At 62.5% G+C, this 26456-nt stretch carries 23 protein-coding genes; 13 read left to right on the forward strand and 10 right to left on the reverse strand.

The features are described from left to right. Window positions 1-162: 162 nt before the first annotated feature. Complete coding sequence (locus ACPW74_RS06255; RefSeq protein ID WP_202007210.1) at window positions 163-492, reverse strand: translation initiation factor; 330 nt, start codon at window positions 490-492, stop codon at window positions 163-165. A 119-nt stretch (window positions 493-611) separates the two neighbouring features. Between ACPW74_RS06255 and ACPW74_RS06260 the strand changes: the two genes are divergently transcribed. The 3 genes from ACPW74_RS06260 to ACPW74_RS06270 are packed head-to-tail and all read left to right on the forward strand — an operon-like array spanning window position 612 to window position 3395. Continuing rightward, window positions 612-839 carry a FeoA family protein gene (locus ACPW74_RS06260; RefSeq protein WP_202007212.1) on the forward strand — a complete coding sequence of 76 codons (228 nt, stop codon included), beginning with the start codon at window positions 612-614 and terminating at the stop codon, window positions 837-839. Next, window positions 836-3106 (forward strand): Fe(2+) transporter permease subunit FeoB, encoded by a 2271-nt coding sequence (feoB, locus tag ACPW74_RS06265; protein ID WP_042014990.1) that lies wholly within the window; start codon window positions 836-838, stop codon window positions 3104-3106. Before ACPW74_RS06260 ends, feoB begins: the two co-directional genes overlap by 4 nt. A gap of 46 nt (window positions 3107-3152) precedes the next feature. Continuing rightward, window positions 3153-3395 carry a FeoC-like transcriptional regulator gene (locus tag ACPW74_RS06270; RefSeq protein WP_010675202.1) on the forward strand — a complete coding sequence of 81 codons (243 nt, stop codon included), beginning with the start codon at window positions 3153-3155 and terminating at the stop codon, window positions 3393-3395. 61 nt (window positions 3396-3456) lie between these two features. On the opposite strand, the gene tapW is transcribed toward ACPW74_RS06270, so the two are convergent. After that, entirely contained in the window at window positions 3457-4593 is a 1137-nt protein-coding gene (tapW, locus tag ACPW74_RS06275; protein ID WP_029314740.1) for a type IVa pilus ATPase TapW, read from the reverse strand. Between the two features lie 56 nt (window positions 4594-4649). Continuing rightward, window positions 4650-5006 (reverse strand): DMT family protein, encoded by a 357-nt coding sequence (locus ACPW74_RS06280; RefSeq protein WP_010675200.1) that lies wholly within the window; start codon window positions 5004-5006, stop codon window positions 4650-4652. 112 nt (window positions 5007-5118) lie between these two features. Here ACPW74_RS06280 and ACPW74_RS06285 point away from each other — a divergent pair, with 112 nt between their 5' ends. The 3 genes from ACPW74_RS06285 (at window position 5119) to ACPW74_RS06295 (ending at window position 7693) form a co-directional block, all read left to right on the forward strand. Further along, the gene (locus tag ACPW74_RS06285) at window positions 5119-5850 is read left to right on the forward strand and encodes a substrate-binding periplasmic protein (RefSeq protein WP_039041212.1); all 732 of its coding nucleotides are present in this window, start codon (window positions 5119-5121) and stop codon (window positions 5848-5850) included. Window positions 5851-5925: 75 nt separating this feature from the next. Further along, a complete protein-coding gene (btuC, locus tag ACPW74_RS06290; RefSeq protein ID WP_202007214.1) occupies window positions 5926-6933 on the forward strand; it encodes a vitamin B12 ABC transporter permease BtuC in 1008 nt (335 codons plus the stop codon). Next, window positions 6920-7693, forward strand: coding sequence for an ATP-binding cassette domain-containing protein (locus tag ACPW74_RS06295; protein WP_201927883.1), 774 nt, complete (start codon window positions 6920-6922; stop codon window positions 7691-7693). Before btuC ends, ACPW74_RS06295 begins: the two co-directional genes overlap by 14 nt. Before the next feature lie 241 nt (window positions 7694-7934). Here ACPW74_RS06295 and ACPW74_RS06300 read toward each other — a convergent pair whose 3' ends face one another. Then, window positions 7935-9002 (reverse strand): 3-deoxy-7-phosphoheptulonate synthase, encoded by a 1068-nt coding sequence (locus ACPW74_RS06300; RefSeq protein ID WP_041213104.1) that lies wholly within the window; start codon window positions 9000-9002, stop codon window positions 7935-7937. Window positions 9003-9143: 141 nt separating this feature from the next. On the opposite strand from ACPW74_RS06300, the gene ACPW74_RS06305 reads away from it, so the two are divergent. Then, complete coding sequence (locus ACPW74_RS06305) at window positions 9144-9524, forward strand: diacylglycerol kinase (RefSeq protein WP_109112397.1); 381 nt, start codon at window positions 9144-9146, stop codon at window positions 9522-9524. Window positions 9525-9602: 78 nt separating this feature from the next. On the opposite strand, the gene serA is transcribed toward ACPW74_RS06305, so the two are convergent. The 4 genes from serA to ACPW74_RS06325 form a co-directional block, all read right to left on the reverse strand. Then, window positions 9603-10835 (reverse strand): phosphoglycerate dehydrogenase, encoded by a 1233-nt coding sequence (gene serA, locus ACPW74_RS06310; protein ID WP_039040384.1) that lies wholly within the window; start codon window positions 10833-10835, stop codon window positions 9603-9605. 265 nt (window positions 10836-11100) lie between these two features. After that, window positions 11101-11754 (reverse strand): ribose-5-phosphate isomerase RpiA, encoded by a 654-nt coding sequence (rpiA, locus tag ACPW74_RS06315; RefSeq protein ID WP_039040383.1) that lies wholly within the window; start codon window positions 11752-11754, stop codon window positions 11101-11103. 143 nt (window positions 11755-11897) lie between these two features. Beyond that, window positions 11898-12494 carry a 5-formyltetrahydrofolate cyclo-ligase gene (locus ACPW74_RS06320; protein WP_039040382.1) on the reverse strand — a complete coding sequence of 199 codons (597 nt, stop codon included), beginning with the start codon at window positions 12492-12494 and terminating at the stop codon, window positions 11898-11900. Between the two features lie 104 nt (window positions 12495-12598). Next, window positions 12599-13945, reverse strand: coding sequence for a Na+/H+ antiporter NhaC family protein (locus ACPW74_RS06325; RefSeq protein WP_201985100.1), 1347 nt, complete (start codon window positions 13943-13945; stop codon window positions 12599-12601). Between the two features lie 316 nt (window positions 13946-14261). Between ACPW74_RS06325 and dapB the strand changes: the two genes are divergently transcribed. From dapB to ACPW74_RS06355, 6 genes are all read left to right on the forward strand, one after another. Further along, a complete protein-coding gene (gene dapB, locus ACPW74_RS06330; RefSeq protein ID WP_010675190.1) occupies window positions 14262-15074 on the forward strand; it encodes a 4-hydroxy-tetrahydrodipicolinate reductase in 813 nt (270 codons plus the stop codon). A gap of 659 nt (window positions 15075-15733) precedes the next feature. Next, on the forward strand, window positions 15734-16870 hold the full coding sequence (gene carA / locus ACPW74_RS06335; protein WP_048207941.1) for a glutamine-hydrolyzing carbamoyl-phosphate synthase small subunit: 1137 nt from the start codon (window positions 15734-15736) through the stop codon (window positions 16868-16870). Between the two features lie 16 nt (window positions 16871-16886). After that, window positions 16887-20111 carry a carbamoyl-phosphate synthase large subunit gene (gene carB, locus ACPW74_RS06340; RefSeq protein WP_202007216.1) on the forward strand — a complete coding sequence of 1075 codons (3225 nt, stop codon included), beginning with the start codon at window positions 16887-16889 and terminating at the stop codon, window positions 20109-20111. A 503-nt stretch (window positions 20112-20614) separates the two neighbouring features. Then, window positions 20615-22273, forward strand: a complete 1659-nt coding sequence (leuA, locus tag ACPW74_RS06345) for a 2-isopropylmalate synthase (protein ID WP_180911019.1) — start codon at window positions 20615-20617, stop codon at window positions 22271-22273. Between the two features lie 243 nt (window positions 22274-22516). After that, the gene (locus ACPW74_RS06350) at window positions 22517-23419 is read left to right on the forward strand and encodes a GGDEF domain-containing protein (protein WP_202007218.1); all 903 of its coding nucleotides are present in this window, start codon (window positions 22517-22519) and stop codon (window positions 23417-23419) included. Window positions 23420-23564: 145 nt separating this feature from the next. Further along, a complete protein-coding gene (locus ACPW74_RS06355) occupies window positions 23565-24728 on the forward strand; it encodes a DUF1615 domain-containing protein (protein ID WP_164882116.1) in 1164 nt (387 codons plus the stop codon). A gap of 69 nt (window positions 24729-24797) precedes the next feature. On the opposite strand, the gene ACPW74_RS06360 is transcribed toward ACPW74_RS06355, so the two are convergent. Together ACPW74_RS06360 and ACPW74_RS06365 are read right to left on the reverse strand one after the other, a co-directional pair. After that, window positions 24798-25649: a nuclease-related domain-containing protein gene (locus tag ACPW74_RS06360; RefSeq protein WP_128271680.1), complete on the reverse strand. Its 852-nt coding sequence runs from the start codon at window positions 25647-25649 to the stop codon at window positions 24798-24800. A gap of 25 nt (window positions 25650-25674) precedes the next feature. Further along, window positions 25675-26307 carry a topoisomerase DNA-binding C4 zinc finger domain-containing protein gene (locus ACPW74_RS06365; RefSeq protein ID WP_052816477.1) on the reverse strand — a complete coding sequence of 211 codons (633 nt, stop codon included), beginning with the start codon at window positions 26305-26307 and terminating at the stop codon, window positions 25675-25677. Window positions 26308-26456: the final 149 nt, after the last annotated feature.

Genomic DNA, 26456 nt, shown 5'->3' on the forward strand with positions numbered 1-26456 from the left:
CAAATCCGGCATTGCCCGGATCACCCTGACCATGGTGAGTTGGCACCAAGTATGTTGATCAGGATCGCGCACGAAACGGGTCCGTGGCGAGACTACTCCCCCTCGATGGGAGCGGGCATTCTAGGGAAAAACCCCCGGTGAGGCAAGGCGCGGGATGGGGAATTATCCCCCCACCAGCTTGACCTGAAAGCCGGCCTTCTCCAGTTCGGCCTTGATAAGGTCCCGTTTGTCCCCCTGGATCTCGATGATCCCCTCCTTGAGACCGCCGCCGGTACCGCACTTCTTCTTGAGCAGGGTGGCGAGGGCCTTCTGCTGGTCGGCGGGAACGCCGTGGATGCTGATGACCCCGGCCCCCTTGCGTCCCTTTGTCTCGCGGCGGATGCGCACGACCCCGTCGTCGGGGAAGGGGGAGGCGTGCTGGGCAGGGGCGGATTCCTTGATCATGCCGCCGTCCGTGCTGTAGACCAGGCGGCTGTTGTTGTCGTGACTCATGGCAATACTTTGTCGGTTAGCTAAGCGGAGTTTGATTTTACGCAAATAAATGTTGAGGGCACAGCTTATAATCCCCCCATTAAAAGCGAATTATTCTTGTTTAACTTCAGGAGCCCGTCATGGTACTCACAGAGCTGTCGCCGGGACAGAGCGCTCGCATCACGCACATGAACCACCTTGGCCGCGCCTTGCGGCGCAAGCTGATGGTGATGGGGCTGCTGCCCCAGACCGAGATCCTCTATCTGCGGGCCGCCCCCCTGGGGGACCCGCTCCAGATCCAGTGCCAGGGCATCTGCCTCTCCATGCAGCGGGGTCTGGCCCAGCAAATCGAGGTGGAGCCGGTATGAGCTACAACCTGGTCACAGTGGGCAATCCCAACAGCGGCAAGACCTCCCTGTTCAACGCCCTGACCGGCTCCCGCCAGCAGGTGGGGAACTGGAGCGGGGTCACCGTCGACAAGAAGATGGGGGCCTTTGCTGCCCGCGGGCAGGAATACACCCTGGTGGACCTGCCCGGCATCTATGCCCTGGCCAACCAGGAGGCGAGCCTGGACGAGCAGATCGCCAGCCGCTTCGTCCAGCGCCAGCAGCCGGATCTGCTGCTCAACGTCATCGATGCCGCCAACCTGGAGCGCTCCCTCTACCTTACCCTGCAACTGCGGGAGCTGGGGCTGCCCATGGTGGTGGTGCTCAACAAGATGGATCTGCTGCAAAAGCGGCGCATCACCATCGACGAGGCCTTGCTCGCCAAGGCGCTGGGGTGCCCCGTGGTGTCACTCTCGGCCCACAATCGCCAGCAGGTGGCGGCCTTCAAAGAGGGGATCCACCAGTATATCGGCCAGTCCCAGCCCGCCCTGGTGCTCGACTACGGTCAGCCCCTCGAGGGAGACATCGCCGAGCTGGAGACCCTGCTCGCCCCCCATCATCTGCATCGCCGTGGTCGCGCCCTGCGCCTGCTGGAGGAAGACATCGCCATGCAGGAGACCCTGGCGGCGGGGCAGCAGGCGGCGGCCGACAACGTGGTGAGCCGCGCCCACCACGCCCAGGACATCGACCTGCAACTCGCTGATTTGCGCTACGGCCATATCCACCACTGGTGCCAGCAGGCGTGCCGTCATCAGGACAAGCTCACCGTCGCTCAGAGCGAACGGCTGGACAGGGTGCTGCTCAACCGCTGGGTGGGCATCCCTTTCTTCCTGCTGGTGATGTACCTGATGTTCATGTTCGCCATCAAGGTGGGTAGCGCCTTCATCGACTTCTTCGACATCCTCGGGGGGGCCCTGTTCGTGGACGGAGTGCACCACCTGCTGGGGCTGATGAGTGCCCCCGACTGGCTGGGGGCCGTGCTCGCGGACGGCGTGGGTGCCGGTTTGCAGACGGTGGCGACCTTCATCCCCGTGGTGGGCTGCCTCTTTCTCTTCCTCGCGGTGCTGGAGAGCTCCGGCTATCTGGCCCGCGCCGCCTTCGTGGTGGATGCCCTGATGCGTCGCCTCGGCCTGCCCGGCAAGGCCTTCGTCCCCATGCTGATGGGCTTTGGCTGCACCGTGCCCGCGGTGATGGCGACTCGCACCCTGGGGTCGGAGCGCGAGCGGCTGATGACCTCGGCCATGGCACCCTTCATGTCCTGCGGTGCCCGTCTGCCGGTCTACGCCCTGTTCGCGGTGGCCTTCTTCCCCGAGTCGGGGCAGAACCTGGTGTTCGGTCTCTATCTGTTCGGCATCCTGGTGGCGGTGCTCACCGGCCTCTTCCTGCGCAGCACCCTGCTGCCGGGCAAGAGCGACTCCATGGTGATGGAGATGCCCGATTACGAGTGGCCCCGTCCGGTGGACGTGGGGCTGCGCACCTGGCAGAAACTCAAGGGCTTCATCTTCGGCGCGGGCAAGACCATCGTCCTGATGGTGGCGGTGCTGAGCGTGCTCAATTCGCTGGGCACCGACGGCAGCTTCGGCAACCAGGATCAGGAGAACTCGGTGCTGAGCAAGCTGAGCCAGTCCGTGACCCCGGTGCTGCATCCCATAGGCGTGCGGGACGACAACTGGCAGGCCACGGTGGGCATCCTCACCGGCATCTTTGCCAAGGAGGCGGTGGTCGCTACCCTCAACAGCCTCTACGCCGGCGGCGCCGGTGATGAGGAGGAGAGTGAATACTCCCTGCTGGGCAGCCTGAAAGCGGCGCTGGCCACCATTCCCGCCAACCTGGCGGACATCGACCCCGCCGATCCCATGGGGCTCAAGGTGGGGGATCTGGAGGACAAGCAGGCGGCCGCCGAGGCCCAGGAGGTGGACACCTCCACCTACGGCAACATGCAGACCCACTTCGACGGCGTGGCCGGGGCCTTTGCCTACCTGCTGTTCGTGCTGCTCTACATGCCCTGCGCCGCCGCCATGGGGGCTCTGGTGCGAGAGACCGGTCGTCAGTGGGCCCTGTTCACCGCCGCTTGGTGCAACTACGTCGCCTTCCTGTGCGCCACCCTCTTCTATCAACTGGCGACCTTCGCCGCCCACCCGGCGCAGAGCCTGGTCTGGAGCCTGAGCTATCTGCTCTCCCTGGTGCTGCTCTGGTGGCTGGGGCGTCGTCACGGCGACATCGTCGCCCGCAAGGTGGTGACCCTGTGAAGGGGCTCATGGTCAGGGACGAGTGCGCCGAGAGGGAGGGTATTCTGTGATCCTGCGTGAACTGGGGGACTATCTGGCCCTGCACAAGAAGGTGAGCCGGCGGGCGCTGGCCCGCCACTTCCACACCTCCGAGGATGCGGTAGAGGCCATGCTCGGGGTCTGGATGCGCAAGGGGCGCGTCGCCAAGCGGGAGAGCCGCCTGTGTGGCGGCTCCTGCTGCGGCAAGCACGAAGAGGTGACGTTCGAGTGGTGCGAGCCCGGCCAGATAGGGCTGATCCAGAAGGGCTGACACCTGCCCACATGCAAAAGGGAACCCGAGGGTTCCCTTTTTCGTGGCCGCCGGGCCCGTCTCAGAAGAGGTCGCCCTCGTCCTTGGTGGGCTCCAGGCTCCAGCCGCTCGCCGCCGCACTGTTGCCTATCTGGCCCTTCTCCCGCCAGAGTTTGATCTTGAGGCGCAGGTTGTTCTGGGAGTCCGCGTTCTTCACCGCCTCCTCCTCGTCGATCACCCCCTCGACCACCAGATCGAACAGGGTACTGTCGAAGGTCACCATGCCAAGGGCCCTGGATTTTTCCATGATCTCCTTGAGGCCGCCAAACTCGCCGCGCTTGATGAGATCGCGCACCGTGTGGGTCCCGAGCATCACCTCCACCGCCGCCCGGCGCCCGCCGTCCGTGGTCTTCACCAGCCGCTGGGAGACAAAGGCCTTGAGGTTGTTGCCAAGGTCGTTGAGCAGCTGGGGTCTGCGCTCCTCCGGAAAGAAGTTGATGATGCGATCCAGCGCCTGGTTGGCGTTGTTGGCGTGCAGGGTGGAGATGGCCAGATGCCCGGTTTCCGAGAAGGCGAGGGCATGCTCCATGGTCTCCCGATCGCGGATTTCACCGATGAGGATGACATCCGGCGCTTGGCGCAGGGTGTTCTTCAGGGCCGCGTGGAAGCTGCGGGTATCCACCCCCACCTCTCGCTGGTTGATGATGCTCTTCTGGTGGCGATGGACGAACTCCACCGGATCCTCGATGGTGATGATGTGGCCGCCGCTGTTGCGGTTGCGATGATCGATAAGGGCCGCGAGCGACGTGGACTTGCCGGACCCCGTGCCGCCGACGAAGAGCACCAGACCCCGCTTCTCCATGATGGTGTCGAGGAGTACCGGGGGGAGTTTGAGATCCTCGAAGCGGGGGATCTCGGTCTTGATGTTGCGCGCCACCAGGGAGACTTCATTGCGCTGCTTGAAGATGTTGACCCGAAAACGGCCTATCTGGGGCAGGGAGATGGCGAGGTTCATCTCCAGCTCTTTCTCGAACTGCTGTTTCTGCTCGAGATCCATGATGTCGTAGGCGATGCGGGCCACCTCGCCCGGCCCCAGAGGCTCCTGGGTGAGGGGGCGCAAGGCGCCGTTGAACTTGGCGCAGGGGGGGGCGCCGGTGGAGAGATAGAGATCGGAACCGTCCTGTTTGGCCAGGATCTGCAGCATGTCTCTCAATTCCATGAGGGGCCTCGTCGCTCAAAGGGCTGGGGGATGATGAATGGCTTGAGTGTACAGCCTCAGGCGCCGGTCAGTTTTTCGCGGAACACAAAAAAGACCGCGCCCAGGATGCACAGACCCGCCCAGAGGTAGTCCCACTTCAGATCTTCTTTCAGATAGAAGATGGAGAAGGGAACGAACACGGTGAGGGTGATCACCTCCTGCAGGATCTTGAGCTGGCCGACGGAGAGCACGGTGTGGCCGATGCGGTTGGCGGGCACCTGCAACAGGTATTCGAACAGGGCTATCCCCCAGCTCACCAGGGCGGCGATGATCCAGGGTTTGTGATTCATGCTCTTGAGATGGGCGTACCAGGCAAACGTCATGAAGACGTTGCTGCAGATGAGCAGGCCGATACTGGTCATGATGGGGTTCATTAGGTTCTCCTTTTAAATCAATGCATTTTATCTCGACTCCATGGGTTTTCATAAGTGGTGCTTGAGGGTATTTTTAGCTCACAAGGATGTAACAAAAGAAGGCGAAAGCTGGATGGGCAAGACAAGCTGGGGTGCGCTTTGTCTGTTGTTTGCCTGCTGGGCGCAAGGTGCGCCGACCCTGACGGTGGCCACCGATGTCTGGCCGCCGTTTCGCATGCTGGCAGAGAACGACGACTTCCAGGGGCTGGATATCGACATTCTGCGCCAGTTGCAGGCACGCAGCGGCATTGTGCTCACCCTCAAACGGGTGCCCTGGGGACGGGCACTCAAACAGATGCAGACCGGTCAGGCGGATCTGATGATAGGGCTGGCTCACACCGAGGAGCGGGCCGCTTTCATCGACTACCTGCAGCCGTCCTATTACCAGTGCCGGCCTGCCTTCTATGGCAAGCCCGCCGCCGTGGCCGGCCTCAGGCGCTACGAGGATCTGCGGGGCCGCGAGATAGGCTATGTGCTCAACTCCGCCTACTTCCCCCCCTTCGATGGCGACACCCAGCTCGACAAGCACGGGGTCCCCACCGAAGACCAGTTGCAGCGCATGGTGGAGCGGGGTCACCTGCCCCTGATGATAGGGACCGACTGCCAGGTGGATTACGCCCTGAGCCAGCGCAACGACGCCGGCCTCGTCAAGGCGCCCTTCCAGCCCCCCAACCCGGTGGTGCTCTACCTCGGGATGAGCAAGCACTCACCTCACCACGAGCTGGGCCCCAAGCTGGCGCAGGCGTTGCAAGCCATGGTGGAGAGCGGCGAGATAGCGGCGCTGGCCAAGCCCTACCAGCCTTGACCTTGGGTGGTAACGCGCTGTTATCATGCAGCTTTCCTGCCTGCCCCCCGGCGGGCCTCGCTTCTTGGGGATCCCGTGTATCTCTCTCTCATCCGTCGCCAGCAGCGCTGGCAGCGCCGCTGGCTGCTCCTGCTGTCGTTGCTGACCCTGGCCCTGTTCCTGCTCTCCCTCGCCCTCGGGGAGTTCGTGCTGCTGCCCTGGCAGCCGCTGGGGGATCTGGAGCTGCGCATCCTGCTGGAGCTGCGCCTGCCGCGCGCCCTGCTGGCTCTTCTGGCGGGGGCCTCCCTTGCCTGCGGCGGTGCCGTGCTCCAGGTGATGCTGCACAACCCGGTGGCGGAACCCGGCCTGCTCGGCGTCTCGAGCGGCGCTGGGCTGGCCGCCATGGTGGCGATGGCGGTGGCCAAGGGGCTCGGGCTCTATCTGCCGGGCTGGGGGCTGTCGCTGGCGGCCTTTGGCGGCGCCCTGGTGGTGACCATGCTGCTCATCCGTCTCGCACGCCGGGCACGGCTCGGCCATGGGCGGCTGCTGCTGTTCGGGGTCGCCATCGGCATCCTCACCAATGCGGCCATGACCTGGCTGATGTATTTCGCCGACGACGGCGCCTTGCGGGAATTCATGTTCTGGATGATGGGCAGCCTCGCCTACGGCAGCCAGCAGCTCGCCTGGTGGTGGCTGGTGCTGCCCCTCACCCTCGGCTGGCTCTGCTGGCAGGGGCGGGCACTGCAACAACTGCTGCTGGGAGAGACCCAGGCCCGCCTCATGGGGCTGAACGTGGACAGGATGCGGGTACGCCTGGTGCTGGCGGTCTGTCTGCTCACCGGGGTGGCGGTCTCCCTGTGCGGCGTCATCGGCTTCGTCGGCCTGGTGGTGCCTCACCTGCTGCGCCTGTGCGGCGGCAGCGATCAGCGCTTCCTGCTGCCCGCCTCGGCGCTGGGGGGCGGCGCCCTGCTGCTCGGGGCCGATCTGGTGGCCCGCTCGGCGCTGCACGCCGGTGAGTTGCCCATCGGGGTTATCACCGCCTCGGTGGGTGCCCCGCTCTTTATCTATCTGCTGCTGAGGCAAGATGCCGATGTGTCCCGCTGATCCCGCCCCCTGGCGGCTGGAGGCACGCGCCCTGGCCATCCCCCATCGCCTCGCCCCCCTGGATCTCGCCTGGTCCGGCGGTCAGCTGGTGGCCCTGCTCGGCCCCAACGGCAGCGGCAAGTCCTCCCTGCTCGGGGCCCTGGCGGGCCTGCTGCCCGCCGATGGCGCCGTCTTGCTGGGAGGAGAGGCCATCACGACCCTGAGCTGGCCCGAGCTTGCAACGCGGCGCGCCATGCTGCCCCAGCGCCAGCCCCAGCTGTTCCACATCCCGGTGTTCCAGGTGCTGAGCCTGGGGCTGGAGGAGGGGGGCCCCGATGCCCAGGCGCAGGCGGTGGCGGATGTGTGCGACGCCCTGGAACTGGCGCCTCTGCTGGCACGGGACTTCAGCCGATTGTCCGGGGGGGAGCAGCAGCGGGTGCTGATCGCCCGCACCCTGCTGCAACTGTGGCCAAGCCTCAATCCGACCGGGCGGGTGCTGCTGCTGGACGAACCCCTGGCGGGGCTGGATCTGCATCACCAGATGGCGCTGCTGCGGCTGCTCAAGCAACTGGCCGCACAGGGATTGCTGGTGGTGGTGGCGATCCACGACATCAATCTGGCCATCGACTGGGCGGATCGCGTGCTCTGCCTGCAACAGGGCCGCGTGGTGGGGGAAGGGGACGTCGGGATCATCGACGAGGCGCTGCTGGAGCGGGTGTTCCAGATCCGCACCGATCGTATCGAGGCAGCCGGCCGCACCTGGTTTATGCCGAGTCTTTGAGAACGGGGCGCAGAGGAGAGATAGCGTTTGTAGGGTCGATTAGCGAAGCGTAATCGGCCGCCTGCAAGAATAAGGGGCCAGTATCAGGAATACTGGCCCCTTTGCTTTATATTCGCTGTTCAGCCCAGCTTGTCCAGACGGACCTTGGCCGCTTCGGCCAGCATGGCGAGCAGGGTCTCGGTGTCTTCCCATGACAGGCAGGCATCCGTGATGCTCTGGCCGAAGGATGATGGCGCAGCCGTTAACCCTGGCGGGTTTTCTCCAGCCGCACCTGGGCGGCTTCTGCCAGCATGGCCAGCAGGGTTTCGGTGTCACTCCACGACAGACAGGCATCGGTGATGCTCTGGCCGAAGGTGGCGGCACAGCCGTTCTCCACGTCCTGACGCCCTTCCACCAGGAAGCTCTCGGCCATGATGCCGGCGATGCCGGTGCGGCCGCGGCGCAGCTGATCGCAGATATCCTGGGCCACCAGCAGTTGGCGGCGGTGATCCTTCATGCTGTTGCCGTGGCTGAAGTCCACCACCAGGCGCTCCGGCAGGCCCACCTGGGCCAGAGCCTCGCACGCCTCGTCGATGCTGGCAGTGTCGTAGTTGGGACGGTGGCCGCCGCGCAGGATCACGTGGCCGTAGGGGTTGCCGGCGGTGCGGTAGATGGTCATCTTGCCGTCCTTGTCCGGGGAGTAGAAGATGTGGCTGTGACGGGCGGCGCGCACCGCATCGATGGCAATGCGGGTGTTGCCGTCGGTGCCGTTCTTGAACCCCACCGGGCAGGAGAGGGCGGAGGCCATCTCCCGGTGAACCTGGGACTCGGTGGTGCGCGCGCCGATGGCGCCCCAGGTGATGAGATCGCTGATGTACTGGCCGGTCACCATGTCCAGGAACTCGGTGGCGGTGGGCATGCCGGTCTCGTTGATGTCCACCAGCAGTTTGCGGGCCAGTTTGAGCCCTTCATTGACGTCGAAACTGCCGTCCAGGCGCGGATCATTGATGAGCCCCTTCCAGCCGACGATGGTGCGCGGCTTCTCGAAGTAGGTGCGCATCACGATGCACAGGCTCTCTTTGTACTCTTCCCGCAGGGTGTTCAGACGCAGGGCGTATTCGTGGGCGGCGGCGGGGTCGTGGATGGAGCAGGGGCCGACGATGACCAGCAGGCGTTGATCTTCACCGGACAGAATGGCTTCCACTTGGCGGCGGGCATCCAGCAGGTTCTGGGCGATGGTGTCGGTTAACGGGAAGGCGTGCGCCAGCTCGCTTGGGGTGATCAGGGCCTCCAGGCGACGGGTGCGCAATTCATCGGTGTGAATGGACATACGACTCAATTCTCGAGTGGATAAGGTGGGCGGGATGCCAAAATGCAAGGGAATAAAATAAAGCAAAAGTCACCCGATGGAAACCTTGGGCGGCTCTGATAGGATGTGAACCCAAAAGCCATTTCAAATGAGGTAGTTATCGTGGCAAAGCCAGGCGCGACCGGGATCACCCGCATCATCAACGCAACCGGTTACAGCATGAAAGGTCTCAAATCGGCCTGGATCAACGAGGCCGCCTTCCGCCAGGAGCTGCTGCTCATCCTGCTGCTGATGCCGCTGGCATTCTGGATAGGTGACTCCCTCAACGAGATCCTGCTGCTCGTCTGTATCAGCTGGCTGGTGGTGATCGTCGAGGTGCTCAACTCTGCCGTGGAGGCGGTGGTGGATCGCATCGGCTCCGAGCATCACGAACTCTCGGGCCGCGCCAAGGATCTGGGCTCCGCCGCCGTCTTCATCGCCCTGACCTTGAACGCCCTGGTGTGGGGCGCCCTGGTGGGCCGCAACCTGCTGGGCTGGTGGTAGGTTGCGAGAGCAAGCTTTCTTCTGACATAAAAAAGCCCGTCATCACGACGGGCTTTTTACTGCGCAGATAAGGGCTTATCAGTGCAGGATCCGGGCACGTATGGTGCCATTGATCTCTTTGAGACGGGCCAGGGCCTTCTCGCTGTGCTCGGTTTCGACGTCGATGACCACGTAACCGATCTCGCTGCTGGTCTGCAGGTACTGACCGGCGATGTTGATCCCCTCGTCGGCGAAGATCTGGTTGATCTGGTTCATCACGCCGGGCTGGTTGCGGTGAATGTGCAGCAGGCGGCTGGAGCCCTTGTGGCCGGGCAGGGAGACTTCCGGGAAGTTGACCGCGGAGAGGGTGGAGCCGTTGTCGGAGTATTTGACCAGCTTGTTGGCTACTTCCAGACCGATGTTCTCCTGGGCTTCCTGGGTGGAGCCGCCGATGTGGGGGGTCAGGATCACGTTGTCCAGGCCGCGCAGGGGGGTGAGGAACTCCTCGTCGTTGGACTTGGGCTCCACCGGGAAGACGTCGATGGCGGCGCCGGAGAGGTGGCCGCTCTTGATGACGTCGGCCAGGGCGTCGATGTCCACCACGGTACCGCGGGAGGCGTTGATGAAGATGGCGCCCGGTTTCATCATGCGCAGTTGCTCTGCACCGATGAGATCCTTGGTGGAGGCGGTTTCCGGTACGTGCAGGCTGATGACGTCAGACATGTTGAGCAGCTCCACCAGGTTCGGCACCTGGATTGCGTTGCCAAGGGAGAGTTTGTTCTCGATGTCGTAGTAGTAGACTTTCATGCCGATCATCTCGGCGATGATGCCAAGCTGGGTGCCGATGTGGCCGTAGCCGATGATGCCGAGCTTCTTGCCGCGGGCTTCGACGCTGCGGTTGGCCAGCTTCTCCCAGACGCCGCGATGGCACTTGGCATTCTTCTCGGGAATGCCGCGCAGCAGCAGCAGGATCTCCCCCAGTACCAGTTCGGCCACGGAGCGGGTGTTGGAGAAGGGGGCGTTGAAGACGGGGATGCCGCGCACGTGGGCGGCGTCGAGGGAGACCTGGTTGGTGCCGATGCAGAAGCAGCCGATGGCCACCAGCTTGGTGGCGGCATCCAGCACCTTCTCGGTGATCTGGGTGCGTGAACGCAGGCCCACGAAATGCACGTCACGAATGCGCTCGATCAACTCCTCTTCCGACAGGGACGTCTTCAGATATTCCACATTGGTGTAGCCGGCTGCCCGAAAGGTCTCCACCGTGTTGGGATGGACTCCCTCCAGCAGCAGTACCTTGATCTTATCCTTGTCCAGCGAAAACTTGGCTGTCATGACGTTCCCTCTATTGTTTTGAAAAATGCGTTCAGGCTTGCAGTGTGAAGAAAACCGTAAAGTAGCAAAAACGTTTGGGAGAGGGAATATTTGTGACGAAAGTCAAATTCTTTGAAGTTATCAACGATTGTTGCAGATGTGCTGCTACAAGCCATTGAGGGATAACCAGAAACGGCGCCATGAGGCGCCGTTGTCCATTTGGGGCAGTCAGATTGACTGACCGGGGCGGGGGCTTGCCCGGAGGGAGAGGTCCGGGGAGCGGGCCTTAGTTGGTGATCACACCCTCGGGGGTGCCGATCAGCACAACGTCGGCGCCACGGTGGGCGAACAGGCCGTTGGTGACCACGCCCACGATGCTGTTGAGGCGGGTTTCCAGAGCCTTGGCATCGGTGATGGCCATGCCCTTGACGTCCAGGATGATGTTGCCGTTGTCGGTCACCACCCCTTCACGCCACACCGGGTTGCCGCCAAGGGCGCGGATCTCGCGGGCCACGTATTCGCGGGCCATGGGGATCACTTCCACCGGAAGGGGGAAGGTGCCCAGCACATCGACGGTCTTGGTATTGTCGATGATGCAGATGAACTGGTCGGCCACGGCGGCGACGATCTTCTCGCGGGTCAAGGCGGCGCCGCCCCCCTTGATCATGTCGCGGCTGGCGTTGATCTCGTCGGCGCCATCCACGTAGACGGAGAGGGCATCGATGTCGTTGAGGTCAAACACCGGGATGCCGAGACCCTTGAGGCGCTCGGTGGAGGCGATGGAGCTCGACACCGCGCCCTTGATCTGGTCTTTCATGGTCGCCAGTGCGTCGATGAAGTGATTGACGGTAGAGCCGGTGCCCACCCCGACGATGGTGCCGGGTACCACGTATTTGAGCGCAGCCCAACCGGCCGCCTTCTTCATTTCATCTTGAGTCATGATGGATCCTTATGGAAAAAGCGGGCGCATTATATCCAAGCATCCCCCCCAGAGCGACCATGGTGCTCACTTTCCGGCGCAAAAATCCCCAAGATGTAAATCGTTTTCCTGTTTATTGAACCGAAGGGGGCGCCCCCACCTGATCAGGCAAAGTGCCAGCTGCGGCTGGGGGTGATGATCTGGGGGAGCGGCACGTCCCACTGCTCCCGGGGGACGGCATCCACCTGCTGGCAGTCGTGGGCGAGCCCTAGGGGTCTTGGGCCGAGCTGGTGCTCGTGCCAGCAGGCGAGGGTGCGATCGTAGTAGCCGCCCCCCATGCCGAGGCGGTTGCCAGCCTCATCGAAGGCCACCAGCGGGGTGCAGATGATGTCCAGCATGCTGTGGGGCAGCACCTGCTGCACGTCGAGCTCGGGCTCGGCGATGCCGTAGCGGTTGCGGGTCATGGGGGTGGTGGCGGTGTAGCGCAAGAAGAGCAGGTGACCCGGGGTGAAGGGGTGCAGCACCGGCAGGTAGACCTCCTTTTGCCGGGCCCACAGCCAGTGGATGGCGGGCAGGGGATCGAGCTCCCCGTCGTTGGCCAGATAGAGGGCGATGCGCCTGGCCGCGAGGATGCCGGGGTGTTCCTGGAAGCGTTCGACCAGCTGTTGGGCCGCCGCCTGCTGCTCGGCCTGGCTCAGGCTTTTTCTGCGCTGGCGAATGAGCTGGCGCAGGTTCTGGCGTTCGGGTTGGGTATCCGGCATGGGGACTCCTGGGCAAAGGTGGGCTGGCGCTACCTTAGCAAGGGGCCGACGGGATGAAAAGCCGATGGCGGGGCCGCCAGCCGGGCGGCCCCTGAGGTCGGGCGTCAGGAACGGTGGGGGGCGGGAGCCACTGCGCCCATCTGGTGCTTGAGGAAGACGGCCACGATGGCGGCCAGGGCCAGCGCCATGGGGTAGAAGCTCATGCTCACGACCAGGATCGGCGAGAGGGCGAAGATGGAACCCAGCAGCAGCGCCTGGGCGCCCCAGGGAATCAGCCCCTGTACCACGCAGGAGAAGATGTCCAGCATGGAGGCGGCGCGGCGCGGGGTGACCCCGTGATGGTCCGCCAGATCCCTGGCCACCTTGCTCGCGACTATGATGGCCACGGTGTTGTTGGCGGTGCACAGGTTGGTGAGGCTCACCACACCGGCGATGCCGAGCTCGGCCGCCTTCTCGTTCTGCTCGCCATCGTGGTGGCGGGTGAAGCGGGCAATCAGGGCGGCGATGCGCTCACTTATCCATGCGAGCCCCCCTTGGCGTTCCATCAGGGCACCCAGACCGCCGATGAGCATGGAGAGCAGGAAGATCTCCTGCATGCTGGTAAAGCCCTGGTAAATGTCCTTGCTGAACTGGCCGAGGGAGTAGCTGCCAAGCAGCCCCACGCCACCGGCCGCCAGGATGCCGAGCCCCAGTACCATGAAGACGTTCATGCCAGAGAGGGCCAGCACCAGGATCAGCAGATAGGGGGTGACCTTGAGCAAGTCCGCCTCGGCGGTGGGGGCCGGCGCTTCACCGGTGGAGCCCAGCACCAGATAGAGCAGGATCACCAGCACGGCGGCGGGGGCGGCAATCTTGATGTTCTCGCGAAACTTGTCCTTCATCTCGCAGCCCTGGCTGCGGGTGGCAGCGATGGTGGTGTCTGAGATGATGGAGAGGTTGTCCCCGAACATGGCGCCGGAGAGGATGGTCCCCGCCATCAGCATCGGATCGATGCCGGCGGCCTGGGCGACGCCCAGCGCCACCGGTGCCACGGCGCCGATGGTGCCCATGGAGGTACCCATGGCGGTGGCAATGAAGGCAGAGATGAGGAAGAGCCCCGGCAGCAGGCACCAGCCCGGAATGAGGGAGAGGCCGAGGGCGACCGTGGCATCCACCCCTCCGGTGGCCTTGGCCACGGTGGCGAAGGCGCCCGCCAGCAAATAGATGAGGCACATGGCCATGATGTTGCTCTCGCCCACCCCCTTGAAGAAGGTCTCGAGGTTCTTGTTGAACCCCTCGCGTCCCATCAGCAGGGCCAGCATGACGGCAGGCAGGGCGGCAACGGGGGCGGGGAGCTGGTAGAAGGCAAACTCGACCCCCTGCAGGGTCAGCCAGGTACCGGTTCCGATGAAGAGGGCAAGAAAGACCAGAAGGGGCAGCAGGGCTCTGGCACGGGGTTGGGTCTGGATCATGTGTTCCTCGAAACTTGAACAATGACCTCCTGTCGTTGCCTGTGGCGCCTCCGGGGCGGGCACAGGGCGGGCATCCTGCCACCATGGGGGGCCAACAGTAGTGAGTCGGCCCGCCCGGGTCAAGATAGCCGTCCAGATGGATAGGGCTTTTTGCTTCGTGATTCTGACTTGTCTGGTTATTCCGTTATTTATTCTGTTTTTATTGAATTTATCGTTTAAATGTCGGGGTGGTTTGGCGGGCCAGATCGGGCTTTTCAAAGGGGACGCGGGCTGGTAAAACGGTCTCTTTCCATAATAAAGAGATGAGAGGGTGGAGATGGACAATCCGATCCGTGTGGCCGTGATGGGCTGTAATGGTCGTATGGGCAAGGTGCTGCTGGAGGCTATCGCCAACGCCGAGGGCGTGGTGGTGGGAGCGGCGCTGGAACGACCGGGCTCTGCCGTGATCGGTCTGGATGCGGGTGAACTCAACGGCCTGGGGCGCCTTGGCGTCATCATCAGCGACAGTCTGGAGAAGGTGAAGGACGAGTTCGATCTCATCATCGACTTCACCCGCCCCGAGGTGACTCTGGCGAACCTCGCCTTTGCACTGGCGCATGGCAAGCAGATGGTTATCGGCACCACCGGCTTTGACGAGGCGGGCAAGGCGGCCCTGCACGAGGCGGGCAAGCAGATCGGCATCGTCTTCGCCTCCAACTACTCGGTCGGGGTCAACCTGGTGTTCAAGCTGTTGGAGCAGGCGGCCAGGGTGATGGGGGAGTACACCGACATCGAGATCATCGAGGGGCACCACAGACACAAGGTGGATGCACCGTCCGGCACCGCGCTCTCCATGGGGGAAGTGGTGGCGAAAACCCTGGGCCGGGATCTCAAAGAGTGCGCCGTCTATGGCCGTGAGGGGATCACCGGTGAGCGGGATCGCAACACCATCGGCTTTGCCACCATCCGCGCCGGCGATCTGGTGGGGGAGCACACCGTCATGTTCGCCGACATCGGCGAGCGGGTCGAGATCAGCCACAAGGCCTCCAGCCGTCTGACCTTCGCCAACGGTGCAGTGCGGGCGGGCAAGTGGCTCGGCCAGCAAGGGGCTGGTCTCTATGACATGCAGGATGTGCTCGGTCTGAAATAAACCGTCTTCAGGGGGAGTGCAGACTCCCGTACTGGTTGCCAAACCCCGGTCCGCCGGGGTTTTTTGTCACTTTTTTGTAGAAATAAGCCTTAATCATCACTTTTTGAGTGAACCTCGCTAAATCCTGCCATTCTTACAAGCCTGCCACCCTCTTGCGACAAAAATGTCATCAAGGGGTAACGGGTCTGGGTCTCAATATTCTCCTGCGGGGGGCATTTTGCCCTGATGTGAAACAGACTAAAAATGCAATCCAAGAAAAACGTTTTCCATTCTTGTGGTTCATTTTTCTGGCTTCAAATGGTGTTTTTGTTGTTGTGTTGTTTGTTTTTTGATTTTCTATCTTGCTGTTTATTAAGTGGTAAATTTGGATTTTTGTACGTTGCATGGCATCGGGTGCCGCTTTGTGGTCTGTGTTTGGCTTTTCTTTTTGAAGAGGGGGTTGCAAAGCAACCGAGTGCATAGATAATGGGTAATGTTGCTTGTTTATTGAATTTAGATGCATTTCAAACGAGAAAAGACGTTGAAATGAGATCGTTTTTAAGTAGAATGCGCCCAATTTGCCAGAAATCTGCCGGGTTCGAGTCCTGTCAAAGACCGGAACCGAGCCCGCAACACCCAGGTAAATTGCTGAATTTAAAGCTAAATAACTGGAGGTTGTCTTGAATCACACTGCATTGCTAGTGCTGGAAGATGGAACTGTGTTCAAAGGCGTGTCGATAGGCGCCGAGGGATGTTCCGTTGGTGAAGTGGTTTTCAACACGTCGATGACGGGTTATCAGGAAATCCTCACAGATCCCTCCTATTCCCGTCAGATCGTTACCCTCACTTACCCCCATATAGGCAACACCGGCACCAACAGCGAAGATGAAGAGTCCAGTCAGGTCCATGCTCAGGGCCTCATCATCCGGGACCTTCCGATACTGGCCTCCAACTTCCGCAATCAGCAATCCCTCTCCGATTACCTCAAGTCTCACAACATCGTTGGCATCGCCGACATCGACACCCGCAAGCTGACCCGCATCCTGCGTGAAAAAGGCGCCCAGGCCGGTTGCATCCTGGCCGGCAAGCAGCTCGATGAAGCCCATGCCCTCGAACAGGCCCGCGCCTTCCCCGGTTTGAAGGGGATGGACCTGGCCAAGGAAGTGACCGTGAGCGAATCCTACAGCTGGACTGAAGGCAGCTGGCAGCTCGGCAAGGGTCACGTCACCCCGGCGGCCGATGAGCTGAAATACCACGTGGTGGCCTACGACTTCGGCGTGAAGCGCAACATCCTGCGCATGCTGGTGGACCGTGGCTGCCGCCTGACCGTGGTGCCGGCCAAGACCCCGGCCGCCGAGGTACTGGCGATGAACCCGGATGGCATCTTCCTCTCCAACGGCCCCGGCGACCCCGAGCCGTGCGACTACGCCATCGAAGCTATCAAGGCTTTCCTCAATACCAACACCCCTGTGTTCGGTATCTGCCTGGGCCACCAGTTGCTGGGCCTGGCCTCCGGCGCCAAGACCATCAAGATGAAGTTCGGCCACCACGGTGCCAACCACCCGGTGAAGAGCCTGGACGACAACACCGTGATGATCACCGCCCAGAACCACGGCTTTGCGGTGGACGAGCAGACCCTGCCCGAGTGCCTGCGTGCCACCCACGTCTCCCTGTTCGATGGGTCGCTCCAGGGCATCCATCGCACCGACCGTCCGGCCTTCAGCTTCCAGGGTCACCCCGAAGCGAGCCCGGGCCCGCACGATTGTGCCGGTCTGTTCGACCACTTTATTGAATTGATTAAGCAGTATCGCGCCTAAGAGGATAAAGAGAGCCATGCCAAAACGTAACGACCTACAGAGCATCCTGATCCTCGGCGCCGGCCCCATCGTCATCGGCCAGGCCTGCGAATTCGACTACTCCGGCGCCCAGGCGTGCAAGGCCCTGAAAGAAGAGGGCTACCGCGTCATCCTGGTGAACTCCAACCCGGCCACCATCATGACCGACCCGGAGATGGCCGACGCCACCTACATCGAGCCCATCACCTGGGAAGTGGTGCGCGAGATCATCAAGAGAGAGCGCCCGGACGCCATCTTGCCCACCATGGGTGGTCAGACTGCGCTGAACTGCGCCCTGGCGCTGGAGCAGCATGGCGTGCTCAAGGAGTTCGGTGTCGAGATGATCGGCGCCACCGCCGACGCCATCGACAAGGCCGAAGATCGCTCCCGCTTTGACAAGGCCATGCGCAGCATCGGTCTCGAGTGCCCCCGTGCCGGCATCGCCCACAACATGGAAGAGGCCTGGGGCGTGCAGCAGATGGTCGGCTTCCCCTGCATCATCCGTCCCTCCTTTACCATGGGTGGCTCGGGCGGCGGCATCGCCTACAACACCGAAGAGTTCGTGGAGATCTGCGAGCGCGGTCTGGATCTCTCCCCGACCAAGGAGCTGCTCATCGACGAGTCGCTCATCGGCTGGAAAGAGTACGAGATGGAAGTGGTGCGGGATCGCAACGACAACTGCATCATCGTCTGCGCCATCGAAAACTTCGACCCCATGGGCATCCACACCGGTGACTCCATCACGGTCGCGCCAGCCCAGACGCTGACCGACAAGGAGTACCAGATCATGCGCAACGCCTCCATGGCGGTGCTGCGCGAGATCGGCGTCGAGACCGGCGGCTCCAACGTCCAGTTCGGCATCAACCCCAAAGACGGCCGCATGGTCATCATCGAGATGAACCCGCGGGTGTCGCGCTCCTCTGCACTGGCCTCCAAGGCGACCGGCTTCCCCATCGCCAAGATCGCCGCCAAGCTCGCCATCGGTTACACCCTGGACGAGCTGATGAACGACATCACCGGTGGTCGTACCCCGGCCTCCTTCGAGCCGGCCATCGACTACGTGGTGACCAAGGTGCCGCGCTTCAACTTCGAGAAGTTCGCCGGTGCCAACGACCGTCTGACCACCCAGATGAAGTCCGTGGGTGAAGTGATGGCCATTGGCCGCAACTTCCAGGAGTCCCTGCACAAGGCCCTGCGTGGCCTCGAGACCGGCAAGACCGGCTTCGACCCCATGGTTGACCTGAACGCCCCCGACTCCCTGACCCGCATCCGTCACGAGCTGCAGGATGCTGGTGCCGAGCGCATCTTCTACATCGCCGACGCCTTCCGCGCCGGCCTCTCCATGGACGGCGTGTTCAAGCTGACCAAGATTGACCCCTGGTTCCTGGTGCAGATTGAAGAGTTGGTGAAACTGGAAGAGCAGGTGAAAGAGCGCGGCATGGCCGGTCTTGACGCCGACTTCCTGCGCGCCCTCAAGCGCAAAGGCTTTGCCGACGCCCGTCTGGCCAAGATCCTCGGCGTGGCCGAAGGTGAAGTGCGTAAATTGCGTGCCCGCCACAACATCTTCCCGGTCTACAAGCGGGTCGATACCTGCGCGGCCGAGTTCGCTACCAACACCGCCTACATGTACTCCAGCTACGACGAGGAGTGCGAGGCCAACCCCACCAACCGCGACAAGATCATGGTCATCGGTGGCGGCCCGAACCGTATCGGTCAGGGCATCGAGTTCGACTACTGCTGCGTGCACGCGGCCCTGGCCCTGCGCGAAGACGGTTACGAGACCATCATGGTCAACTGCAACCCGGAAACCGTCTCCACCGACTACGATACCTCCGACCGTCTCTACTTCGAGCCGGTCACCCTGGAAGACGTGCTGGAAATCGTGCGGGTCGAGCAGCCCAAGGGCGTCATCGTCCAGTACGGCGGCCAGACTCCGCTGAAACTGGCGCGGGCATTGGAAGCGAACGGCGTGCCGGTGATTGGTACCAGCCCGGATGCCATCGACCGCGCGGAAGATCGCGAGCGCTTCCAGTCCGCCGTCGAGCGCCTCGGCCTCAAGCAGCCGGAAAACGGCACCGTCACCGCCCTGGAGCAGGCCGTGCAACTGGCCACGCGCATCACCTACCCGCTGGTGGTTCGCCCCTCCTACGTGCTGGGTGGCCGCGCCATGGAAATCGTCTATGACGAGCAGGACCTGCGCCGCTACTTCGCCGAGGCAGTGAGCGTCTCCAACGAGTCGCCTGTGCTGCTGGACCGCTTCCTGGACGACGCCACCGAGGTGGACGTGGACGCCATCTGCGACGGTACCGATGTGGTTATCGGCGGCATCATGGAGCACATCGAACAGGCCGGCATCCACTCCGGTGACTCCGCCTGCTCCCTGCCGCCCTACACCCTGTCCAAGGCCATCCAGGACGAGATGCGCGAGCAGGTACGCAAGCTGGCGCTGGAACTCGGTGTGGTGGGCTTGATGAACGTGCAGTTCGCGGTGAAAGACAACGAGATCTACCTCATCGAGGTGAACCCCCGTGCCGCCCGTACCGTGCCCTTCGTCTCCAAGGCCACCGGCGCTCCGCTGGCGAAGATTGCCGCCCGCGTCATGGCCGGTCAGAGCCTGAAAGAACAGGGCTTCACCACCGAGATCATCCCGCCCTACTACTCGGTGAAGGAAGTGGTACTGCCGTTCGCCAAGTTCCCGGGTGTGGACCCGCTGCTGGGGCCGGAAATGCGCTCCACCGGTGAAGTCATGGGGGTGGGCAGCAGCTTCGCCGAGGCCTATGCCAAGGCGCAGCTGGGTGCCGGTCACCAGGTTCCGAGCGAAGGTCGCGCCCTCTTGTCCGTTCGCCACGGCGACAAGGAGCGGGTGGTCAACCTGGCCGCCAAGCTGATGGAGCTGGGTTATGACCTCGACGCCACCCACGGCACCGCCGTGACCTTGGGCGAGGCGAGCATCAACCCGCGTCTGGTGAACAAGGTGCACGAGGGTCGTCCGCACATTCTGGATCGCATCAAGAATGGCGAGTACACCTATATCGTCAACACCGCCGAGGGTCGTCAGGCCATCGAGGACTCCAAGCAGCTGCGCCGTGGCGCCCTGCAGCACAAGGTGGCCTACACCACCACGCTGCACGCGGCCTTCGCCACCTGCATGGCCATCAGTGTCGATGCCACCGCCAATGTGAACTCGGTGCAGGAGCTGCACGAGAAGGTGAACAACCGCTAAGAGCACCGGCAGCACGCTGCCCGCTCGATGCACGCAAACCCCGCCAGCAATGGCGGGGTTTTTTATTGCCTGCGCCCTGCCACTTCCGGGGAAACGCCTTCAAGGAAGATGGGTGAGATGGCGAATAATCCATCAGGAGTGGTGAGACTCACCCCGTTATTGGACATAAACTGCATCCATATTGCTTAATTGACATGAAATGGTGCAATCTTCGCAATCTCTCGCCCCCACGACCTCCCTATACTGGGTGCTCATACAAACAAGGTCGTCTGCGCCGACACACCGAAAGGTGGCGTGCGAGAGGATCAGCGCCCGCAGCCCGATCCGGCTGCCGTGGCCGGCCCCGGTGACCGACGGGGGCCGCAGGAAAACCGGTCGCGGGGTTACCGCCGCGCGACTCGTCAGGGACGGTGTTACCGCACCAACCCGCTTCCCCTCCTTGCCCCACCCGCCTGTCGGCCCGGTCGTCCGGCGCCTCGCCCATCCGTCAAGGGAATCTGAATATGAGCTTCGATCATCGCAAATACCGCCGTGCCCCCGTGATCAACCTGGCGGATCGCCAGTGGCCCAACCGGGTACTGGAGCGGGCACCGCTCTGGTGCGCCGTGGACCTGCGCGATGGCAACCAGGCGCTGGTCGAGCCCATGACGGTGGCCCAGAAGCTGCAAATGTGGGCGCTGATGACCCATATCGGTTTCAAGCACATCGAGGTGGGCTTCCCGGCGGCCTCCCAGCCCGACTTCGATTTTGTGCGCGAACTCATCGAGCGCAACCTCATCCCCGATGACGTCACCATCCAGGTGCTGGTGCAGGCGCGCGAAGATCTGATCGCCCGCACCTTCGAGGCGCTCAAGGGGGCGAAGCGGGCCATCGTTCACGTCTACAACTCGGTCAACCCGACCCAGCGCAACTATGTGTTCAACTCAGGCAAGGACGGGGTCAAGGCCATCGCCGTGCAGGGGGCGCGCTGGGTGCGGGAGTATGCGGCCCGCAATCCGGGCACCGAGTGGAGTTTCCAGTATTCCCCGGAGAGTTTCAGCAGCACCGAGGTGGAGTTCGCCGTCGAGGTGTGTGACGCCGTCATCGACGAGTGGCGCGCCGCTGCCCGCCCGATGATCCTGAACCTCCCCGCCACGGTGGAGGTGAGCACCCCCAACGTGTTTGCGGATCAGGTGGAGTGGTTCTGCCGCAATTTGAAGGCGCGATCCGAGGTGAGCATCTCCATCCACACCCACAACGACAGAGGCTGCGGGGTGGCCGCCGCCGAGCTGGCGGTGCTGGCGGGGGCGGATCGCATCGAGGGCACCCTGCTCGGCAACGGGGAGCGTACCGGCAACATGGACATCGTCACCATGGCCATGAACCTCTACAGCCAGGGGATTGACCCCGAGCTGGACCTGTCCGACATGGATGCCATCGTCGCCACCGTGGGGGCCTGCACCCAGATTGCCCTGCACCCGCGCCACCCCTATGCCGGCGAGCTGGTCTACACGGCGTTTTCCGGCAGCCACCAGGACGCCATCCGCAAGTCTCTCGCGGCAGAAAAACCGGATCACTACTGGGACGTGGCTTACCTGCCCATCGACCCTGCCGATCTTGGTCGCAGCTACGAGGCGGTGATCCGCATCAACAGCCAGTCCGGCAAGGGAGGGGTGACCTATCTGCTGGAGCGTGACCTCGGTCTGCAACTGCCGCGCTGGCTGCAAATCGACTTCAGCCGCCGGGTGCAGGCCGAGGCTGAGGCGAGCAGCAGCGAAATCAGCCCGGAGCAGATCCGTACCCTGTTCGAGCAGCACTATCTTGAGCCGGCCCACGGCTATCGCATCGGGCGCTTCCAGCTCGGTCATGACAGTCAGGAGAGCCTGCGCCTGGAGTTGCAGACCCCCCACGGCACCCTGCAATTGTGCGGTGAAGGGGAGGGAGCCATCACCGCCCTGGTCAACGGCTGGCAGCGTCAGACCGGCATGCACATCGATGTGCTGGATTACTCCGAGCATGCGCTCACCGCCGGCACCGAATCCCGCGCCGCCGCCTATGTGCTGCTGAGCGTCGAGGGCACCCGGATGTGTGGCGTTGCCGTCGGTCGCGACGTGGTCAACGCCTCCCTGCAGGCGGTGATCAACGGCGCCGCCCAGCATCAGGCCCTGCGCCAGAGCGCCTGAGGCGGCACTGCCCGCTTGCCGTGAGGGCGAGCAGGGAAGGGCCGCCCGCCCGGATTCACGGCAGATCGCGCCGTCCCCGTTGCAACAATCCCCTGACCCATATGGTGAGGGGATTGTTTTTTATGGAAAAATCGGCCCACAATATCAGTGATTTGCCACCAGGAATGCCGTCGGGGTTCGCTGGCGATGGCAGCCAACGGCTGCCATTCGGGATAGAAGACATGCGCGCTTGGAGCCCAAAACATGATGAAGACTCCCCTCAGGTTATCCGTTCACCCCGCCCGGTTCTTCTCGCTTCCTCCCTGCCGTCGTTTCGCGCTGGTGAGCCTGCCCTGTCTGCTGCTGACGGGGATCCTGGCCGGGGTCAGCTTTGATCCCCTGGCAGAGCACAACCTCTATACCGTCGGGGCTCTGGCCGAAGCGCTCAACGTGCTGACCTTGCTGTTCATGTTCTGGGTGGTGCAGTGTGCCCAGATCACCTTGAGAACCTATCTCTCCCTCACCGGCGGGCTGACCCTCTGGCTCGTTTCCGGCGTCATCGATCTGATGGATGAGGTCTATTTCCAGCCCTGGTGGCTCTCCACGGTGGAAGACAGCCTGCGCACGATCGGCATGCTGGCCTCGGCCTGGGGTGTGCTGCTGATGGTGCAGCAGATGTATGGCACCCAGATGCGACTCTCCTCCCTTGCCATGTCAGACGAGCTGACCGGGCTCTCCAATCGCCGGGCGTTTCGCGCCGTGCTGGAGGCGCACGGAGAGGAGGGGACGCCGCTCCTGCTGCTGGATCTCGATCACTTCAAGCTGATCAACGATCGCTATGGCCACGCCATCGGCGACAATGTACTTCGTGAATTCAGCACCCTGCTGCGCCAGCTCTGCCCATTGGATGGGGTGGTGGCACGCCTTGGGGGAGAGGAGTTTGCCATCTGGCTGCCCGGCATGACGGGCGACAAGGCCCGTGCGCTGGCGGAGCAGATAAGGTGCGCGACCGAAGAGCTGGTCTCAGGTGACGGGGTAAGATTCACCGTGAGCCTTGCCCTGGGTATCAGCCAGAGCGGGGAGGGGGTGGATGCCCTGCTGCAGCGTACCGATCTCGCCCTCTATCAGGCCAAGCACCTGGGACGCAACCGGGTGGAGCTGGCGTGATGGCGCCAGGGGATGCCGCAGCCAGCGGGCCAGCAGGTTCATCCGCCTTCATCTTGTCAGACTTGTTCCCTACAATGTCCGCCTCCATGCATTCGAGCCCTCTCATTCGCGATGAGGGGCAGGTCCCGCTCTTCAGGAAGCCTTCATGATCCCCTCTTACTCTTTGTTTCATGCCCATTGGCGCTGGTTGTCACTGCTTACCCTTGCCCTGCTGTCGGGTTGTGCCAGCGAGCCTCCCGCCCCGACCAGCCCGGCGACGCCGGCGGGGCGCCCCATTCCCAAGGCGATGCAGCCGCAAAAACCGGCCGACATGAAGAGCCGTATCGTGCGCTTCCTGCCGCGCAACGTGGTGGACAAGCCGGGCTGGGCCAATGACGTGGTGACGGCGCTCACCACCCAGGGGCTGACGGTGAGCGATCACAACGTCTGCAGCGTGCTGGCGGTGGCGGAGCAGGAGGCGACCTATCAGGCGGACCCCGTGGTGCCCAACCTCAACAAGATTGCCTGGAAGGAGATCAATGCCCGGGCCGGCAAGCTGCTCATCCCCGAGTTCATGGTGCGCACGGCCCTCTCCATCCAATCCCCCACCGGCAAGAGCTATGCCGAGCGCATCGACAAGCTTCGCACCGAACGGGAGATGAGCGAGATCTTCGAAGACATGATAGGCAGCGTCCCCATGGGCAAGCAGCTCTTTGGCAACCTCAACCCGGTGCGCACCGGTGGCCCCATGCAGGTGAGCGTCGCCTTTGCCGAAGCCAACGCCCGTGGCTACCCCTATCCCGTGAAGGAGTCCATTCGCCACGAGGTGTTCACTCGTCGGGGCGGCATCTGGTTTGGCACCAAACACATCTTCGGCTATCCCGCCGACTACCCGGATACCCTCTATCGCTTCGCCGACTTCAATGCGGGCTGGTACGCGAGCCGCAATGCGGCCTTCCAGGCGGCGGTAAGCCGGGTGAGTGGCAAGCCCCTGGCCCTGGACGGGGATCTCATCCGTTACGACTCGGATTTGCCCGGCAAGACCGAACTCGCGGTCCACAGCATCGCCAGCCGCGTCAACATGAGCAAGCAGGCCATTCACCAGAGCCTGAAGCTCGGGGACAGCAGCGACTTTGCCAAAAGCGATCTCTACCACAGGGTCTTCGCTCTGGCCGACAAACAGGCCGGGACACGGCAACCCCGCGCCATCTTGCCCGGTATCCAGCTAAAGAGTCCCAAGATCACCCGCAACCTCACCACCGCCTGGTTTGCCAAGCGGGTGGATGAGCGCGAGCAGCGCTGCGTGCAGAAGATGGCAACGATCCGCTGATTTGCAGAAGTAACAAAGGCGGCCAATTGGCCGCCTTTGTTTTATGCCTCAGTCGTTCAGCCTTCCCATCTACTTCATCAGCGCTCTGGTCCCCCTGCATGTGGGGAATTCACGGCATCCCCAGAACGGTTTTCCCTTGTTGTCACCTCGACCGGCAGTGCGCAGCACCATGGGGTTGCCACACCTGGGGCACATGGGGCTCTGGAGGTTCGCCGGATAAATGGCCGTTGGCGGTGCAGGGTGGTGAGCGCTCGGCACGCTGGCTGGCACAGGCTTGGTGGGGGCTTCCCCGTGGCGGGCCTTGAGCTGTGCCACATGCTGTCTGTGAGTCTGCCAGTTGGCGGCAAGTCGCCCTTGTTGAATGGTGTCGACAACGTGAGCGACCTCGCTCTCGGCCAATACCGGCGTGGTTATACCCTTGACGTAGCGAATGAGCCCACGGTTCATAACGCTCTGCGGCATAGGGGTCTTGAAGGTGCAGTCGCCGATAAAGAAGATGATGGAGTGAAGCTGGTTGTCTGAGAGCCCCAGCAGGGATTTGAGGGTCATCATATGCAGGTGGTTCTGATGCAGCGGATTTTGAAAGTGGTGCCTGCGGCGATAGATCTGCTGGGTCCAGCGTTTCTGGGTCGGGTTGCCGAATATCCAGCCCTTCATGTTCTTGGTCTCAATCACGAATAGCCCGAAGCGGGAGACGATCACGTGATCGATCTGGGTGCTGCCCTGGGGGGTGGGCAGGGTCACGTCCTTGAGCAGGCGATATTCCCGCTTGTCGAGAAATAGCCGAATACAGAGATTGATAAACCACTCCCCGACCATCCCTTTGAACCAGGCCGTTTTGAGCAGGGTGGCAATCAACAGCAGTGGTAGTAGAAACCAGAGCTGAGTCAGCAGCAGCGCTATGGTAGCAGTGATATCCATGTGATTTAGCCTTCACAGATCCCGGTCAGGGATGGGTCTCGATGGGGATGATGCTGCGACACTTGGGGTATTCGGGGCAGCCCCAGAAGCTGTTGCCCTTGGTATCTCCCCGTTTGCTGGTCCTCAGTACCATGGTTGTGCCGCATTTTGGACAAACCGGTGCTGTACCTGCATGAGCGGCCACGTTGTCCTGTGGGTCACTGTCGCTTGCGACGCGCTCCAACGTGATGCGCACCTCCTCGCTCACCCGAATAATGCGCTGGGCTTCATCGTAGGCATCGCGGTACAGCTCACTGTCATCCGCCCGCCGGATCAACACCCCCATCTCGTTGTTGTTCACCTGGCTGAATTCGTAGAGGTTCAGGCTGGTGACAATGCACATCTCCTCATTGAGGTAGCACTTGGCATGGAGATTTTTGCAAAAGCTGGTGCGGATATAGGTGAGCTCCTTGAGCCAGCTGATCTCTTCCGGTTGGAGTTCGCTCTTGCCATAGACGATCCGCACATCGATCTTGAGCCGGTTCTTGTCGGTCAGCAGCTCCTTGATCCTGTCATTGAGTTTGAGAAAGGGGCTGATCAGGATTAACCGCTCCTTGGCATCCTTTATCAGCTCTTCGAGGAAATAGTTGGTTGCGCTGGTATTCAGAAATTTGGCCATAACAAGCTCCCTGTCCCTGGAAATGTCATGTGTTCTCTGCTCAACAGTAGGCAGTCAGCCTGACCACAATCCCCGGCGTGGTTCTGCTTCACGTCTTCACCCACCGTCCGTATCCCCATGCTAGGAGATACAGGTGGGGCCTGACAGTG

The sequence above is a fragment of the Aeromonas sp. INTO2 genome (assembly GCF_049860605.1).
Lineage (GTDB): Bacteria > Pseudomonadota > Gammaproteobacteria > Enterobacterales > Aeromonadaceae > Aeromonas > Aeromonas caviae.

Bases quoted from the DNA above. Each gene is read 5' to 3' on its own strand.
- ACPW74_RS06255 (WP_202007210.1), bottom strand. From the start codon at position 492: ATGAGTCACGACAACAACAGCCGCCTGGTCTACAGCACGGACGGCGGC.
- ACPW74_RS06260 (WP_202007212.1), top strand. From the start codon at position 612: ATGGTACTCACAGAGCTGTCGCCGGGACAGAGCGCTCGCATCACGCAC.
- feoB (WP_042014990.1), top strand. From the start codon at position 836: ATGAGCTACAACCTGGTCACAGTGGGCAATCCCAACAGCGGCAAGACC.
- tapW (WP_029314740.1), bottom strand. From the start codon at position 4,593: ATGGAATTGAGAGACATGCTGCAGATCCTGGCCAAACAGGACGGTTCC.
- ACPW74_RS06280 (WP_010675200.1), bottom strand. From the start codon at position 5,006: ATGAACCCCATCATGACCAGTATCGGCCTGCTCATCTGCAGCAACGTC.
- ACPW74_RS06285 (WP_039041212.1), top strand. From the start codon at position 5,119: ATGGGCAAGACAAGCTGGGGTGCGCTTTGTCTGTTGTTTGCCTGCTGG.
- ACPW74_RS06295 (WP_201927883.1), top strand. From the start codon at position 6,920: ATGTGTCCCGCTGATCCCGCCCCCTGGCGGCTGGAGGCACGCGCCCTG.
- ACPW74_RS06300 (WP_041213104.1), bottom strand. From the start codon at position 9,002: ATGTCCATTCACACCGATGAATTGCGCACCCGTCGCCTGGAGGCCCTG.
- serA (WP_039040384.1), bottom strand. From the start codon at position 10,835: ATGACAGCCAAGTTTTCGCTGGACAAGGATAAGATCAAGGTACTGCTG.
- rpiA (WP_039040383.1), bottom strand. From the start codon at position 11,754: ATGACTCAAGATGAAATGAAGAAGGCGGCCGGTTGGGCTGCGCTCAAA.
- ACPW74_RS06320 (WP_039040382.1), bottom strand. From the start codon at position 12,494: ATGCCGGATACCCAACCCGAACGCCAGAACCTGCGCCAGCTCATTCGC.
- ACPW74_RS06325 (WP_201985100.1), bottom strand. From the start codon at position 13,945: ATGATCCAGACCCAACCCCGTGCCAGAGCCCTGCTGCCCCTTCTGGTC.
- dapB (WP_010675190.1), top strand. From the start codon at position 14,262: ATGGACAATCCGATCCGTGTGGCCGTGATGGGCTGTAATGGTCGTATG.
- carB (WP_202007216.1), top strand. From the start codon at position 16,887: ATGCCAAAACGTAACGACCTACAGAGCATCCTGATCCTCGGCGCCGGC.
- leuA (WP_180911019.1), top strand. From the start codon at position 20,615: ATGAGCTTCGATCATCGCAAATACCGCCGTGCCCCCGTGATCAACCTG.
- ACPW74_RS06350 (WP_202007218.1), top strand. From the start codon at position 22,517: ATGATGAAGACTCCCCTCAGGTTATCCGTTCACCCCGCCCGGTTCTTC.
- ACPW74_RS06355 (WP_164882116.1), top strand. From the start codon at position 23,565: ATGATCCCCTCTTACTCTTTGTTTCATGCCCATTGGCGCTGGTTGTCA.
- ACPW74_RS06360 (WP_128271680.1), bottom strand. From the start codon at position 25,649: ATGGATATCACTGCTACCATAGCGCTGCTGCTGACTCAGCTCTGGTTT.
- ACPW74_RS06365 (WP_052816477.1), bottom strand. From the start codon at position 26,307: ATGGCCAAATTTCTGAATACCAGCGCAACCAACTATTTCCTCGAAGAG.